Source organism: Verrucosispora sp. WMMC514, assembly GCF_027497295.1.
Lineage (GTDB): Bacteria > Actinomycetota > Actinomycetes > Mycobacteriales > Micromonosporaceae > Micromonospora > Micromonospora palythoicola.
Window position 1 is genome coordinate 2,225,659 of record NZ_CP114906.1, and the last position, 15,311, is coordinate 2,240,969.

Genomic DNA, 15,311 nt, shown 5'->3' on the forward strand with positions numbered 1-15,311 from the left:
ACGGGCAAGTGCAGCAGAATTCCACGGGCGATCTGGCCTGGCTGCTCGACGACCTGGTCGGGCGGGTCAAGCAGGCTGAGCATGCCATCGTGCTCTCCGCTGACGGGCTGCTCATGGCATCCTCCGCCCAGCTCAGCCGGGACGACGCGGAACACCTGGCCGCGATGGCATCGGGGATCCAGAGCCTCGCGAAGGGCGCCAGCAAGCGGTTCGGCGGCGGACCCGTTCAACAGACCATCATCGAGATGAGGTCGTCGTTCCTTTTCGTCACCGCGGCCGGGAGCAACGCCTGCCTGGCCGTCCTCGCGGCCGAAGACACCGACGTCGGACTTGTCGCGTACGAAATGGCGATGGTCGTCGCGCGAGCCGGCAAGTTCCTCGCCTCCCCGACCAGGCCGAGTCAGCACACCAACAACTAGGGGCCGCCATGACGATGCCCGACGAAGAACCGGTCTGGTTAGATGACGCAGCCGGGCCGGTGGTCCGGCCGTACGCCGTCACCGGCGGGCGGGCCAAGCCAGCCAACAGCTTCAACGTGGTCGCTCTGGTCCTCTCGACCCGATCGGTCCCGCCGTCGGAGGTGGGGATGGCACCAGAGCAGGCCAGGATCATTCACCTGTGCCAACGGCCGCTGGCACTCGCAGAAGTGGCCGCGCATCTCAGCCTGCCCCTTGGCACCGTCCGAGTGCTGCTCGACGGACTGATCGCTCAGGGATTCGTTCAGGTGAACGACCCTCGCCAAGCCGCCACCCTTCCCGACGACAGCGTATTCGAGGCGCTCATCAATGGACTACGTCAACTCTGAGCGGACGGGCCAAGCGACCCTTCCCACCGCCATAAAAATCCTCATCGCGGGTGGCTTCGGCGTAGGCAAGACCACCCTCGTGGGATCCGTCAGCGAAACCAAGCCCCTGCGGACCGAAGAGGTCCTCTCCGAGCAGGGCGTGGGAGTCGACGACATCTCCGGTGTCGAGGCGAAATCGACCACGACTGTGGCGATGGACTTCGGCCGGATCACCATCAGCGAGGAACTCGTCCTCTATCTGTTCGGCACGCCGGGCCAGGACCGCTTCTGGTTCGTCTGGGACGAACTCACCATCGGCGCCCTGGGTGCCGTGGTCCTGGCGGACACCAGGCGGCTCGCCGACTGCTTCCCGTCCGTCGACTACTTCGAACGCGCGAGGCTGCCGTTCATCGTTGCCGTCAACTGCTTCGAGAACGCGCGCCAGTACAGCCTCGACGAAGTTCGCCTGGCCCTGGACCTCGACCCGGACGTGCCAGTCATGATGTGTGACGCGCGGGAGCGACAGTCGTCCAAAGAGGTCCTCGTGGCGCTGATCGAGCATGTCAAGAAGCAGGGGCTGACCCGCAGACCCGAGCCCGTAGGTCATTGACCGGCGAGCTGACCCGACGCACGGTCGAGGTCGACCGGTCCGTGTCACGGTCCAGCCACCACCGCGGCCTGTGCCGGCCCTACCCGTGATCCGGTGCCACCAGCGGACCACCCGGCGGTCGCGGGTTGGTGGCCGTACGGTGCGGCCTGTCGGGTGAGGTGCTGGTGGCGCTGTGCTTGGGCCAGACACGGACCAGAAAACGTTCGATGCCGGTGGGTAGTTCGTCGGCGAACCACGCGGGTTTCCCGTACAACCCACGGATCTGACGCCTGCCGGCGGCATGCACGTCGACGAGGTAGGTTCCCGGCGCTCCGATGGGCATGAACGGGGTGAGCATCTTCTCGTCGAAGATGCTGATACCCAGCGTGCCACTGGTGGAATGCAGTTCGGCGTGCCCGTGGGTTTCCCATTCGCCGGTGTCGGTCGGTGCCGGCCCGTCCCAGGCCTCGACCGTGACATGTGGGCGGTGGCCATCGCTGATCTCGCTGAACAGCTGGATCTGTTCGGTGCCTGCCCAGCAGAGGACGGCGGCGTTGGTTTCGGGGTGACCGAAGGAGTCGAAGTCGCCGCCGATGATCGTCATCATTCGCCGGCCGGGGGTGGGCGTGGCGTCGATGCTGGCCAGCAAGATCGCCAAAGCAACCTCCGATTCGTGTCTCCAAGAATCCGGGGTGGGCCCCTACGCGAATCGGCCGCCGGTCCACATCGAACGCTAGCGGACGGCCGAGCGTCAGTGGTGGATCCACACGCCGCGCCGGTGCGCAGGTCGCCGATCCCGGCCGTGTAGTGCCGGGTCCGGCCACGCCGGTTCCGGACAGCGGCCAGCGCGCCGCCCGGGCCGGGTGCGCCAGGCGTTCCGGCACGGACGGCGGTCGCTCCGTCAGTGGCTGTTCGGGCGAAGGGATCGGGTCAGTTGACCGGCGACGGCTACCTGCCGGCGCACAGGGCCGCGTCGAACGCGTCCAGGACCTGGAAGATGCCGTCGGGGACCGGGCTGGTGGCGGCGGTCACCACGACGGTCACGGCGCGACCGTCGGCGGTGATGGCGGTACGGCTGGAGTACCCGTCGATGTCGCCGCCGTGCCCCCAGGCCCGACCGCCGCAGGAGAGGTCGTACCCGGTGGTGCCGAGGCCGTAGTGCCACACCAGGTCCGGGAAGGCGTCGCCACCGGGAAGGAAGACCTTGCTGTCGCGCATCTCGGCCAGGGTCGCCGGTGAGATCAGCTTCCCGGTCTGCAGCGCCACCAGGAACTTGTTGAGGTCACTCGGAGTCGAGATCATCTGGCCGGCCGCCCAGGCGATGGAGGGGTCCACCTGGGTGGTGTCCACCCACTTCATCGTCTCCGGGTCCGGCAGGTAACCCTTGGCGTGCGGCCGGCGGACGGTCTTGTCACCGACCTCCGGCCAGTACGTCTCGTGCAGCCCGACCGGCTTCAGGATCTTGTTGGTGATCACTTCGCTGATCGGGCGACCGGTGACCTTCTGCACCAGCAGACCGGCCACGATGTAGTTGGCGTTGCGGTACTGCACCTGCCCGCCGGGGGCCGGCGCGTGTGCCGGCTTGGAGAACGCCGAGTCGAGCATGTCGCGCGGCTCGTAGTACCTCTTGCCCCACACGGAGACGTCCGGCAGGTCGTACTCCGGCAGGCCACTGGTCATGCTCAGCAGGTGGCGGACCGTGATGGTGTGTCCGTCGAAGCCCTCCCCACGGACCAGCCCCGGCAGGTACGTCTCGACCGGCTCGTCCAGCTTCACCTTGCCCTCGTCGACGAGCTGGAGGACGGTGACTGCGGTGTACATCTTGGTGTTGCTCGCCATCCGTACGTACCCGTCGGTGGGCACCTTCGCCCTGGTCCGCGGATCGTTGACCCCGGCGGTGTAGTTGGTGACGCGACCCGTGCTGTCCCGTACCGAGACCAGCGCCCCGGGGGCGACGCCGGCCCTGACCAGCTCGTCCAGGCTCTTCTGGACGGTGTCCTTCTTCGGGCGGTGGGCCTGCGCGGCGTCGGCGTACTGGAGTCCGACGCCGGCGATCCCGACCAGTGCGACGAGCGACAGGGCGGCGCCGGTGCGGCGGCCGGCACCGAACCGCTTACGCGGCGTCGCGGTGCCGTCGTTGGTGATCGCCTTACCGGAGCTGTCGGTGGGTTGCGGTGACATGGAACCTCCTGGTGAGTGTTCGGATCGGTCGCCCCGTGCGCCGGTCCACGGAGCCGACGACGGCTCGTCGGTGCCTGCGGCGGACCGGCTGACGGTCATTCCTTGACGCCGATGCTGTTGACCGGTGGCGTCCGCAGGAGTGCGCTGATGGGAGCGATGGTGGTGACCAGCGCGAGCAGCGTGGTACCGCCGATGATCGAGATCCAGCCGAGCGGCGGAACGTAGGGGACCAGCTGTCCGGTCATCATCCGGACCACCGAGACCAACGTGACGGCGGCGATGGCACCACCGATGAGCAGCGACGTGCCGAGCAGGCCGACCTGTTCGGCGTGCACCATCCGCTTGACCTGACCGGCCGTGACACCGACCAGCCGCAGCAGGGCCAGTTCACGGCCCCGGGCCAGCGCCGCCATGATCATGGTGTTGGCGGCAGCGAGGGCGGCGTAGCCGACCATGACACCGATGACCAGCTTGTTCATCCAGGCGCTGAGCGCCAGGTCGGTGGCGAGCTGGGCGCCGACGGCCCCGGTGTCGATCAGACCGCTACCCGGGTACCGCTCGACCAGGCCGGCAAGCCCGGCGACGGCCTCGGCGTCGCCCGGTTCGGTGCGGATCAGGATCTCGTCGTCGAGGTTGGTCGGGGTGTGGCCATCGACCGTCTCCCGATTGAGGGTCACGTCCCCGAAGGCGAGCCCGCGTTCGTAGATGGCGACCAGCCGCAACGTCACCGGGGTGCCGTCACCGAGCCAGAACTCGACCTGGTCGCCGAGCTCCGCTCCCAGCGTGGACGCTTGCAGATCGGACAGTGCCACGGTGTCGCCGCGCAGGTCGGCGAGGCTGCCCCCGGTGACCGACAGGTCCATGGTCCGGTCGGCCCCGGCTGGTTCGATCGCCTGGGCACCGAAGGGTTCGGCGCCCCCCAGCACCGGCAGGATCACCGAGGTACGCCGGATCGGTGTGGCGGCGACGACGCCGGGCAGCTCGCGGGCGTCCGCTGCGGCGCTCGCCGGCAGCCCGACCGCCGACACCAGCGTGTGCTGGGCCAGCGTGCCGTCGCGGGTCTGGGCGATGGCCTCCCGATCCAGGTTGTCCTGCAGGAACCAGATCGAGCCGCCGAAGCCGACCGACAGCACCAACGCGGTGAGCACGGTCGCCATGCCCCGTGCGTTCGCCCGCAGGTTGGCCGCCGCCAGGTATCCGCTGTCGCCCCAGACGGCGCGCAGCACCGGACCGAGCACCTGTGCCGCGTACCGGTTTATCCACGGTGCGAGCAGAGCGGCGGCGAGCACGAAGACGAACAGCATGCCCAGCGCCGCGCCGAGTCCGGCCTGGCCACGCAGGGCGGTGGTGAACACGGTCAACGTGACCCCGCCGCCGAGTGCGATCAGACCCGCGAGGAGCCGGAGGCGGCTGCTGCGGGCCGGCTCCACGGCGATCTCACCGAGCGCCTCGGTCGGCCGGATCCGCACCGTACGGCGGGCCGCGATCAGCGCCGCCGACACCGCCACCAGCACGGTCGCCACGCTGACCGCCACCGCGGTGAGCAGTCCGCCGTCGAACGGGAAGCCGTGCGGGATGAAGCCCCGGTCCATGAGCTGCCGGTGCACCCAGTCGCTGACCCACAGTCCGGCGGGGACGCCGAGCACCACCGCGATGATGGCCAACTGCGCGACCTCGGCGACGACCAGCAGCCGTACCTGTCCCGGGGTCGCCGCGACGGCGCGCAACAGGGCCAGGTCGCGGCGGCGGTGGCGGACCGCCAGGCCGATCGTTCCGGCGACGACGAACATGACGAGCCCGGCGATGTAGCCACCGAGCGCGGAACCGAGTTGGATCAGCATGTCGGCCGCCATGAGCGCCTCGGACTGTTCGACTCCGGCCCGTTCGGGGCCGGTGTGGACCGTCGCGCCGGTCTCGGCGGCCAGCCGGTCGACCTCGGCCGTCACGGCCGCCGGGTCCGCGCCATGGGCCAGGACGATCCCGATCACGTCGGCCCGGTCCGGGCTGCCGCTGAGCGCCGCGGCGTGGTCGTCGGTGAAGAACAGCGCGGACGGGGTGTCACCGGCGGCGGTTCGGTCCACGATGCCGCTGATCCGGTACTGGTTGACCGAGCCGCCGGCGAGGACCGCGATCCGGTCGCCGGGCCGCAGTCGGGTGCCGGCCGCCGAGGCGAGCCGGACGTCGATGGCGACCTCGTCGGTGGTGTCCGGCTGGTTGCCGTCGACGATCCGGTACGGAGTGAGCGCGGCGCTGCTCCAACCGTGCGCGACCGCCCCCTGCGCGGTGTCGTCGATCGGCACGACCGCCTGGATCGAGCGGTCGGCGGCGGCGACCGCCACGCCGGGCAGCTGCCCGATGCGTTCGGCGAGGGTGACCGGCACGCTTCCGCCGGTGGGCAGGTCCACGGTGACCGTGGACGTCTCACCGAACTCGGTGATCTCGATGGTCAGGTCGCGCTCCGCGACCAGGATGTCGGCGGCGCCGTACCGCTGCGGTGCCGGGGTGAATCGCATCCCGGACTCGACCATCACGCCCATCGACATGAGGATCATGACGCCGCAGGTGAGCGCGACGAGGGTGGCGACCGCGCTGCCGATGCGGTGGCGCAGCATCCGGAGAGCGAGCATCAGCATGGCTCAGCTCTCCTGGGTGACGAGCTGGCGGCGGCCGAGCCACGCCAACTGCTCGGCGATCTGCTCCGCACCCGGCTGGGGCATGTCCCGCACGATCCGACCGTCGGCCAGGACCATCACCCGGTCGGCGTACGAGGCCGCCACCGGATCGTGGGTCACCATGATCACCGTCTGCTGCGCGTCGTCGACCACCGATCGCAGCAGGGCCAGCACGTCGGCGGCGGTCTGGGTGTCCAGCGCGCCGGTCGGCTCGTCACAAAAGATCACCTCGGGGCGCATCGCCAGCGCCCGGGCGATCGCCACCCGCTGCTGCTGCCCGCCGGACAACTCGGCCGGGCGGTGGTGCAACCGGTCACCGAGCCCGACCCGCTCGACCACCTGGCGCAGCCAGACGGCGTCCGGGCGTACCCCGGACAGCCGCAGCGGCAGGTGGATGTTCTCCTCGACGGTCAGCGCGCCGATCAGATTGAAGGCCTGGAAGACGAAGCCGATCCGGTTGCGCCGGAGTTTGGTCAGCTTCGTCTCCGACAGCCGCGACAGATCCTGGCCGCCGATCCACACCTGCCCGGAGGAGGGCCGGTCCAGGCCGGCCGCGGTCTGCAGCAGGGTGCTCTTGCCGGAACCGGACGGCCCCATCACCGCCGTGAACGTGCCGCGGCGGAACTCCGCGTCGACACCGGCGAGCGCGGTGACCGCCTGCGGTCCGGAACCATACGTACGGGCGAGCTGTATCACGCGGACCGCCGGGTCAGCGGGGCGTCCAACGCGGACGGACATCTGGACCAACCTCTCCCTGTCGTCGAAGGACGATGACATGGAGAAACGCTATGGTCAGACGGGCTGTCGGACGATCCAGCGTACTGGCCAACCGGGGTACAGCAGGCTGTACCAGTCGCGCACCGCCGGCATCACCGAACGCGGCGCTGGGCGTCCTCGAGATAGCGCAGCACCGCCGTCACCCGCCGGTCGGCGCGGTCGTCCGGGGCGAGACCGAGCTTGGCGAAGATGCTGCGGATGTGCTTGTGCACGGCCCCGTCGGTGACGAACAGCCGCTGCGCGATCGCCCCGTTGCCGAGCCCTTCAGCCATCAGGACGAGCACGTCGCGTTCCCGGCCGCTGAGCCGGCTCAGGGTGCTGTCGGGACGGCTGCGGGCGAACAACTGGCCGACCACCTCCGGGTCGATCGCCGTACCGCCGTCGGCGACCCGGTGCAGCGCGGTGAGGAACTCCTCGACCCGGCCGACCCGTTCCTTCAGCAGGTAGCCGAGCCGGACCGCGCCGCCGGCGAGCAGATCGGTGGCGAACGCCTGCTCGACATACGCCGACAGGACCAGCACCGCGAGGTCGGGTCGACGACGCCGGGCCTCGACGGCGGCCACGATGCCCTCGTCGGTGTGGGTGGGCGGCATCCGGACGTCGACGATCGCGACATCCGGCCGGAACTCGTCCACGGCGGCCAGGAAGGTCGTCGGTGAGTCGGTGGTGGCGACCACGTCGAGCCCTTCGGCCCGCAGCAGCAGCGACAGACCTTCCCGCAGCAGGGCGTCGTCCTCGGCGATCACGATCCGCACGGCAGCTCCACGAGTAGGGTCGTCGGCCCACCTGGTGGGCTGGTCAACGTGAACCGGCCGTCGTGGCCCTGCACCCGCCGCCGGATGCCGCCGAGGCCCGAGCCGTGGCCCTCGTCGGCACCACCCCGGCCGTCGTCGACGATCGACACGTAGAGCCGGTCGACGCTGCGCCGCACGGTGACCGCCGCCGAGGCGGCGCCACTGTGCCGGGCGACGTTGGTAAGCGCCTCCGCGACCACGAAATACGCCGTCGCCTCGACCGACGCGGCGCATCGGCCCGGGACGTCGACCTCCACCACGCACGGTACCGCGCAGCCGGCGGCCAGCCCGTCGATCGCGGCGGCGAGCCCCCGGTCGTCGAGCACCGGGGGCAGAATCCCGCGTACGACGCTGCGCAGCTCCGCGAGGGCCAGTTCGGCCGACTCGTGCGCGCGGTCCAGGATCTCCGCCGCCCGCGCCGGATCCCGGAGCATCGCCCGCCGCGCGGCCCCCAGCAGTACGGTGACCGCGACCAGTCGGTTCTGCGCCCCGTCGTGCAGGGACCGCTCGATGCGACGCAGCTCGACGGCGTGCGCGTCCAGCGCGGCCGCCCGGGTGGCGGTCAGCTCGGCGATCCGCAGCGACATGTCGACATCGCGCGGGGGTGCCAGCAACCGTCGCCCCGGCAGCGCCTGCAGCCCGGCCAACGGCGGGTTGAGCACCACGGTCGCGGCGAGCCAGCCGACCCCGATCAGCCCCACCAGCAGCGCGTCGGGCAACCCGTCGATCCGCCAGTCGATGAAGCCCGGGCCGCCCGCCTCCGGCGGCAGCACCCAGTAGTAGAGCGGGAACAGCAGATTCTGCACGGCGGAGATCGGCAGGGACAGCCCGAGCACCCCCAGCCCGAACCCGACGGTGCCGTGGACGGCCACGAACCCGCACTCGCGCCGAACCCACGGGTCGCGCAGGACGTCGCGCAGGCTGGTGGGGACCGCTGGCGGCAGGGGCAGGTCGCGGTCCCACCGGGACAGTCGGGCCCGCTCCCGGTTGGCGGCGAGCCGGACCGCCTTCGCCGTCGACGGCACCATCGCCAGGCCGACGCCGACCAGGCTGGCGAGCGCCACCAGGAGCAGGAGCAGTACGGCCGCCAGCGCCAGGATCGACGTGCCGAGGCCGCCGACGAGGTTTTCGATGGCGTCGACAGACATTCGTAGGCGGCGACGCAGGTACCGCCGCGCCGCCCGCCAACGCTGCGGGTCCAGTTGGCCCGCAGCGGCCGAAGCGTCAGCGGCGTCCCTGCGCGGCATCCGTACCTCCCGGCAGAGACGATAGCGACGCAAGGTCGGCCCCGACGTGTCGCGGCCCAGAAAGTACAGCCTGCTGTACCAGTCCGTGGGTGCCGGAATCTCGTCCGGCAAATCCGCCGAACGGCACGAACCTGGGCCAGAGGTCCGCGCCCCGGGGCTGCCCGGCATCGACGCCCAGTCTTGCAGTTGACGCATGGGTCAGGATTTACGGTCGCGCTCCACCGACCGAACAAGGAGCGTTCCGTGTCTCCCCTGCCGTCCCTCCATCGTCAGGTTCAGTTGCTCACGACTCCGGACGGCCTGCCGCGCCCGGAAGACTTCACCATCGTCGAGGTCCCGGTGCCGCCCCGCGCGTCCGGTGAGGTCCTGGTCCGCAACCGTGCCTTCCTGGTCTCCGCGGCCCTGCTCCGGACCCTCATCGGCGCGGCCGCGGCGGGACTGCCCGGCCCACGACCCGGCGATCCGCTGCCCGGCGCCGCGATCGGCGAGGTCGTCGCCGCCCCCGACTCCAGCGGCCTGCGTCCGGGCGAGCTGGTCGGGCACGACCTCGGCTGGCGCGAGTACGCGGTCGTCCCGGTCGACCGGTGTCGTCGGCTCGGAGACCCGCTACCGGATCCGCTGGCTCACCTGTCGCAGGGCTGGACCGGGTACGCGGCGCTGACCCGCGCCGCCGCCGTCCGTACCGGCGACACGGTGCTGATCACCGGCGCCGCCGGCGCGGTCGGTTCCCTCGCCGGCCAGATCGCCCGTCGTCTCGGCGCGGCCAGAGTCATCGGCACCACCGGCTCACCGGCGAAGGCCCACTTCCTGACCACCGAACTCGGTTACGACGCGGTCGTCGTACGCGGAGCGGAACCGATCAGCTCACAGCTCGCCAACGCCGCCCCGGACGGCGTCGACCTGGCGCTCGACACCGTCGGCGGCGAACAACTTCAGGCGGCGGTGCAGGCCGCCCGGCCCCACGCCCGCATCGTGCTGATCGGCGCGCTGTCGGCGCAACTCGCCGCCGAGGGCACCGGCACGACCGCCACGCTGGAACTGGACCTCGTGCCCATCGTGCTGAAGCGAATCAGTCTGCGCGGGTTCAACGCCGCCGATCACCCCGACGCGCTCACCGAATGGACGCAGCGCTTCGGCGCCTGGCTGCAGACCGGCAGCATCCGGTTCCCGCATACCCGCATCCATGGAATCGACCGGGCCGCCCAAGCGTTCCAGGAGGTCGTCGAGGGACGGCATGTCGGCGCCGTCCTCGTGGAACTCTGACGGTCGGGAGGCACGATGCGGATCGGTGACGCGGCGGCGGCAGCGGGAACCACACCGCGGGCGTTGCGCTTCTACGAACAGCGAGGACTGCTGCCGCCACCGATACGCACCCGCACCGGGCACCGGACCTACCGCAATGCCGACGTGGTCCGAGTGAAGATCATCCGCGAGTTGCTGTCGCTCGGCCTCACCGTCGACGACATCGCCACGCTCAGCGACCATCTTCATCTGCTCGACGGCGACACTCTGCCCGAACACACCGTGCCCGACCGCATCCGGCTACCACAGGCGAGCGAGATGTTCCGCCGCCGGCTGGAGATCATCGACGGGCACATCACACGGCTGACCCGACTGCGGCAACTCTTGGCCGTCTGCCACGCCCAGTTGGCCGAGAAGGCGCCGCCCCCGACGGCGGACACCCATTGACCAGCCCTCCCGAAGGAGGGTGGCACCGGCCTCCGCCTCGCCGCCCTCATTCCGGCCAGAGGTGCACCCGGAACCGCTCGATCCCGTCCAGCCCGCGCCATCCGGCGTGTGTGTACCCGCCGCGATGACCTGCAGCTGAGCACGTCCGCCGGCAGGCTGTTGTGCCATGCCTCCGTGGCTGAGTACGCGATGGCGGTCTGGCGTGGCACCGCGCAGTTACTGGTGGCCCGCACGCCGATCGACGGCGGACCCTTGACCGACCTGCAGTCCGCCATCGCCGCTTTCCCGGCTGCCTACCGGGGATCGCCGCAGTTCGCGCCGATGACGCCGACTCTCCAGGCAGTTGAGCCTCGCGCATCGCTCGTGAGGAAGAAGGCTCAACACCCCACGCGGTACGAGGGACGTACGGCGCACTAGCATTGCTGCGGTCTACGGCGGCTGAAACGAGGCGAGATGCGTTGGCTCCGGCGGTTGCTGGGTAGCAAGCGGGTCCAGCTCGATCCAGAGCGGCAGCAGGAACTGCTGCGCGATGTCCGGCACCGCTACGGCGCCGGCTCGCCGGTCCGGTTTCCGGAGCAGGTCGAAGCGATCACCCGGATGCTCGACGACGACGACGGCCTGATGGTGGCCGCCCGGATGGTGTGCGAGGCCGCCGACGAGGCGCACACGGACCTGCAGGCCCAGGCCCACGACGTGCATCGACGCACGGGTCGGCGACTCCTGGTGCACCGCCGCAACTACCGGCCGCTGTGGAAGGAGGCCGGTGCGGCGCTGCGATGGCCACTGATCGCGCTGCCGAGCGGCCTCCACCCGTACGCGCAGGTGACCGCCGCCGTCGCAGTGGTCGGCAGCCACGCGCCCCGGCTCGGCCGGGTGACCGACCCGGCCCCGCTCCTGACCCGAGTGTTCGAGGTGCTCGACCTCACCGTCATCGGCTGCGAGTACGGCCAGGTCCGGGTGGACACCGACGCCGCGGCTCTGGCCGACCGACTGATCTCGACCGCCGGGCAGGTGCTCGCGGCCATCGACGACCCGCCCCGGCTGCCGCCTCCGGTCCGCGAGGTGATGCGCCGCAACAACACCCTCGCCGTCCACGATCCAACCGGCCCTCACGTGGTCGGCGGCATCAACCTGGGCGCGCGGATGCGGGAGACGCTGCTGGCGTAGCACACCGAGCCCCTGTCCAGATCGGCATCCTGTGAACGCGAAGCCGTCGGCCGGGGGCATGTGACGACCGCCAGGTCCAGGCGCAGGACCTGCGCCTCAGCGGTCCCGGGCCGCCAGCTCGAGCACGGGCACCCGGGAGACCCGGAACGCGGGCCACGCTGCGGCGACGACGCCGGCTGCGACCGCCACGACGAGCGTCACCGCGAGGCGAGACCACGGTACGACGACGGATGGGATCTCCGCGCCACCGGTGACGGTGATCAGCGCCCAGCCGAACCCGACTGCGACGGCGATACCGATCGATGCTGCCACGAACGACAGCAGTGCCACCTCGAGCCGCACGATTCGACGCAGCTCTCGGCGAGTCGTGCCGACCGCTCGCAGCAGGCCGAGCTCTCCAGAGCGTTCCTTGATCGCGAGCGCCGTGGTGTTGGCGACTCCGAGGAGCGCGATGAAACTCGCGAGGAGAAGCATCCCGTCGATGAAGTTCCGGAACGCCGCGATCTCGCTCCCGCTGTTGGCGACGTGTTCCGCCCGAGTCTCGAAGAACGACCCGGGCGTGGCTCGGACCAGCGCCCGCACGTCTTCCGCGGCGTCCGCGGCCGCTCCGTCGGCGAGGTCGACGAACAACAGAGCGTCGAGCAGACGACCGACCACGGTGTCGAGCGTCGCACGGTCGAGAAAGTACAGCGGGGCTTCGAAACCGCCGGTGCTCCGCCCGACCACGGCGACGATCGGCGCTTCGAGTGTCGAGCGTTCGAACTCGATCGCGAGGGTGCCGCCGAGCAGCGTCGGGTCGTCGCCGACCACGGCCACGCCCCCCTCGCCCAGGTCGGCGAGGTCGCCGGCGATCGGGTCGAGGTCGAACGTGGTGGGCAGTGCCGTCGGGTCGATGCCGCCGATCGCCTCGGCTCTGCCTGCCACGATCCCTTCGGCGACCGACAGCGCGGCGACCGCGTCGACGTCGGGCAGGGCTGCGATCCGGCCGGCCAGGGTGGGGTCGATCGTCGGTAGATCGGCGGTCGCCGACGTGACCACCAGGTCCGCCTGTAGTCCTTCACGAACGTCCGTCCCGACCGCGCTCGTCAGTGAGCTCGCGAAGATCGCGAACATCGTCACCATCGCGGTGCCGAGCATGAGCGCGAGCGCCGTCGACGCCGATCGACGGGGGCTCGCCGCCAGGTTGCGCGTCGCGATCGAGCCACCCACACCGGCGGCGCGGCGAGCCAACTGTGCGCTCCCACGCGCTGCGGCGGTCACGAGCGCCGGGCCGCACAACACGAGCGCCGGCACGATGGCAACGACGAGCACGACCCACGTCGCGCTCGAGACCACCACAGCCACACCTGCTCCAGCGATCGCCGCCGCGGCGAGCACGAGCCCGGTCACGGTTCGCGCCGGGCTCACGACCCGGGGTTCCGCCGCGCTCTCGCGTAGCGCCTCGATCGGCGGTGTCGCCGCCGCCCGGCGAGCCGGGATCCACGCCGAGAGGATCGTTGCGCCGATGCCGACGGTCGCGGCGACCGCGATCGAGGTCGCGCTCACGATCGACGGTCCGGTGAGCAACGTGATCCCGGCGAGTCCGACGAGCCAGCGCAGCGCGCCCACTCCCGCGACCCCACACACGATGCCGACGAGCGTGGCGACGGTCCCGACGAGCGCCGCCTCGATCACCACTCCGCCGAGCACCTGGCGTCTTTCCGCACCGATCGCACGCAACAGACCCGACTCCCGCCGGCGGCGGGCGACGGTGAGCGCGAACGTGTTGAAGATGATCGTCACACCGATCAACACCGCGACCACGGCGAAGGCCAGGAGAAACACGGTCAGGAACTGCAGCGGTGACGTCGCGGTGTCCTGCATCCTCCGGATGTGGTCGGGCCCGTCGACGACCTCGGCGTCAGTCAGCGCCGACAATCGACCGAGCACCTCGGCGCGGTCAGCGCCCGTCGCGACGTCGACGAGCACCTCCGTCGGCGCCGCAGTGTCGAGCCAGGCGGAAACCGCTCCGTCGGGCAACAGCACGGTTCGCTGCAGCGGTGCCGCGTCCGCCGACGCGAACGTCGCGACACCGGTGATGGTCGCGTCGTACAAGCCCGTCGTGGTCAGGACCTGCACGACGTCACCCGGAGCCAAGCCTGCGTCACCGGCGAGAGACCGGTCGATCACGATCTCTCCGACCTCGATCGGTGGTCGCCCGCTCGTGAGCCGGAACGGATTGAGCCCCGGGTCGGTGACCCAGTTGCGACCGACGTCGCTCGCCGTTCCGGTTCCGACTGACGATCCGTCGACGACCAGCTTCGCGAAGCCGACCCACTGGGCGGCGGCCCCGTCGACGCCGTCCACCGTAGCCACGCGCTCGGTGATGTCTGGATCCAGTGATCGCCGAACCGGCCTCTCCGGATCTCCCGGCCCTCCCCCGGGCTCGCCGAGCACGACGCCCTGCACCACGGCGTCCGTCCCGGCCAGCGCCTCGGCGATGTCACCGGCCGCTCGGCCACGCATCGAGTCGGACAGCACCAGCGTCGCGGCGAGGAACGCCACCGCCAGCGTGATCGCCGCGCCCGTCAGCGCGAACCGACCCCGACTCGCGAGCACGCTTCGAGCCGCACTCCGCATCATCTGGCTCATCGCCCCAGGCCCTTCATCACGTCGATCACCGAATCGGCCGACGGGTGATCCATCACGTCGTGCACTCGGCCGTCGACGACGAACACGACGTGGTCCGCCCAGGCGGCGGCGTTGGGATCGTGCGTGACCATCACGATCGACTGGTGCTGCAGATCGACCGCTGATCGCAGGAATCCGAGGATCTCCTGTCCGGACCGGGTGTCGAGATTGCCGGTGGGCTCGTCGGCGAAAACCACCTGCGGCTGGGCGACCAGCGCCCGGGCGACGGCGACTCGCTGTTGTTGGCCACCCGACAGCTCCGTCGGCCGATGATGCATGCGATCACCGAGGCGCAGCAGCGCCACGACCTGGTCGAGCACTGCGGCGCTCGGCCGGCGCCCCGACAACGTCAACGGCAGGCAGATGTTCTCCTCGGCCGTGAGCGTCGCCACGAGATTGAACGCCTGGAACACGAACCCGATCCGTTCTCGACGCAGCCTGGTCAACTCGCGGTCATTGAGACCCGACAGATCGGTGTTGCCGACGAATGCGCGGCCCGACGTCAATTGATCCAGCCCGGCGGCGCAGTGCATCATCGTCGACTTTCCCGAACCCGACGGGCCCATCACAGCCGTGAACTTCCCCGCCGGGAACGCGATGCTGACGTCGTCGAGCGCGACGACGGCCGACTGGCCGACACCGTATCGCTTGACCGCGCCGACGAGCATGGCCGCAGCGTCATCAGCGTCGGCTGACAGCGCGCTCCCGAACTGCCGGTCGACGACCGTGGAATCTTGACGT

The 15,311-nt window shown here is 70.6% G+C and carries 14 protein-coding genes; 6 read left to right on the forward strand and 8 right to left on the reverse strand.

The window, feature by feature from the left end; all coding sequences use genetic code 11:
* Positions 1–8 precede the first annotated feature (8 nt).
* The 3 genes from O7597_RS10045 to O7597_RS10055 are packed head-to-tail and all read left to right on the forward strand — an operon-like array spanning position 9 to position 1,394.
* Entirely contained in the window at positions 9–419 is a 411-nt protein-coding gene (locus O7597_RS10045; protein WP_269740748.1) for a roadblock/LC7 domain-containing protein, read from the forward strand.
* A gap of 8 nt (positions 420–427) precedes the next feature.
* Positions 428–805, forward strand: coding sequence for a DUF742 domain-containing protein (locus O7597_RS10050; protein ID WP_281582538.1), 378 nt, complete (start codon positions 428–430; stop codon positions 803–805).
* Positions 786–1,394 carry an ATP/GTP-binding protein gene (locus O7597_RS10055; RefSeq protein ID WP_269740746.1) on the forward strand — a complete coding sequence of 203 codons (609 nt, stop codon included), beginning with the start codon at positions 786–788 and terminating at the stop codon, positions 1,392–1,394. Before O7597_RS10050 ends, O7597_RS10055 begins: the two co-directional genes overlap by 20 nt.
* A gap of 79 nt (positions 1,395–1,473) precedes the next feature.
* Here the strand turns inward: O7597_RS10055 and O7597_RS10060 are convergent, their stop codons facing one another.
* The 6 genes from O7597_RS10060 to O7597_RS10085 form a co-directional block, all read right to left on the reverse strand.
* Positions 1,474–2,031: a hypothetical protein gene (locus tag O7597_RS10060; RefSeq protein ID WP_281582539.1), complete on the reverse strand. Its 558-nt coding sequence runs from the start codon at positions 2,029–2,031 to the stop codon at positions 1,474–1,476.
* Positions 2,032–2,321: 290 nt separating this feature from the next.
* Positions 2,322–3,554 carry a serine hydrolase domain-containing protein gene (locus O7597_RS10065; protein ID WP_281582540.1) on the reverse strand — a complete coding sequence of 411 codons (1,233 nt, stop codon included), beginning with the start codon at positions 3,552–3,554 and terminating at the stop codon, positions 2,322–2,324.
* Between the two features lie 95 nt (positions 3,555–3,649).
* Positions 3,650–6,187: an FtsX-like permease family protein gene (locus O7597_RS10070; protein WP_281582541.1), complete on the reverse strand. Its 2,538-nt coding sequence runs from the start codon at positions 6,185–6,187 to the stop codon at positions 3,650–3,652.
* 3 nt (positions 6,188–6,190) lie between these two features.
* A complete protein-coding gene (locus tag O7597_RS10075) occupies positions 6,191–6,964 on the reverse strand; it encodes an ABC transporter ATP-binding protein (protein ID WP_281582542.1) in 774 nt (257 codons plus the stop codon).
* A 131-nt stretch (positions 6,965–7,095) separates the two neighbouring features.
* On the reverse strand, positions 7,096–7,758 hold the full coding sequence (locus O7597_RS10080; protein WP_281582543.1) for a response regulator transcription factor: 663 nt from the start codon (positions 7,756–7,758) through the stop codon (positions 7,096–7,098).
* Positions 7,746–9,044 carry a sensor domain-containing protein gene (locus O7597_RS10085; RefSeq protein ID WP_281582544.1) on the reverse strand — a complete coding sequence of 433 codons (1,299 nt, stop codon included), beginning with the start codon at positions 9,042–9,044 and terminating at the stop codon, positions 7,746–7,748. Before O7597_RS10085 ends, O7597_RS10080 begins: the two co-directional genes overlap by 13 nt.
* Before the next feature lie 243 nt (positions 9,045–9,287).
* On the opposite strand from O7597_RS10085, the gene O7597_RS10090 reads away from it, so the two are divergent.
* The 3 genes from O7597_RS10090 (at position 9,288) to O7597_RS10100 (ending at position 11,900) form a co-directional block, all read left to right on the forward strand.
* Complete coding sequence (locus O7597_RS10090; protein ID WP_281582545.1) at positions 9,288–10,307, forward strand: NADP-dependent oxidoreductase; 1,020 nt, start codon at positions 9,288–9,290, stop codon at positions 10,305–10,307.
* Positions 10,308–10,322: 15 nt separating this feature from the next.
* Positions 10,323–10,733, forward strand: a complete 411-nt coding sequence (locus O7597_RS10095; protein ID WP_281582546.1) for a MerR family transcriptional regulator — start codon at positions 10,323–10,325, stop codon at positions 10,731–10,733.
* A gap of 453 nt (positions 10,734–11,186) precedes the next feature.
* The gene (locus O7597_RS10100) at positions 11,187–11,900 is read left to right on the forward strand and encodes a hypothetical protein (RefSeq protein ID WP_281582547.1); all 714 of its coding nucleotides are present in this window, start codon (positions 11,187–11,189) and stop codon (positions 11,898–11,900) included.
* Positions 11,901–11,996: 96 nt separating this feature from the next.
* Here the strand turns inward: O7597_RS10100 and O7597_RS10105 are convergent, their stop codons facing one another.
* Together O7597_RS10105 and O7597_RS10110 are read right to left on the reverse strand one after the other, a co-directional pair.
* Positions 11,997–14,531: an ABC transporter permease gene (locus O7597_RS10105; protein ID WP_281582548.1), complete on the reverse strand. Its 2,535-nt coding sequence runs from the start codon at positions 14,529–14,531 to the stop codon at positions 11,997–11,999.
* Entirely contained in the window at positions 14,528–15,238 is a 711-nt protein-coding gene (locus O7597_RS10110; RefSeq protein ID WP_281582549.1) for an ABC transporter ATP-binding protein, read from the reverse strand. Before O7597_RS10110 ends, O7597_RS10105 begins: the two co-directional genes overlap by 4 nt.
* Positions 15,239–15,311 lie beyond the last annotated feature (73 nt).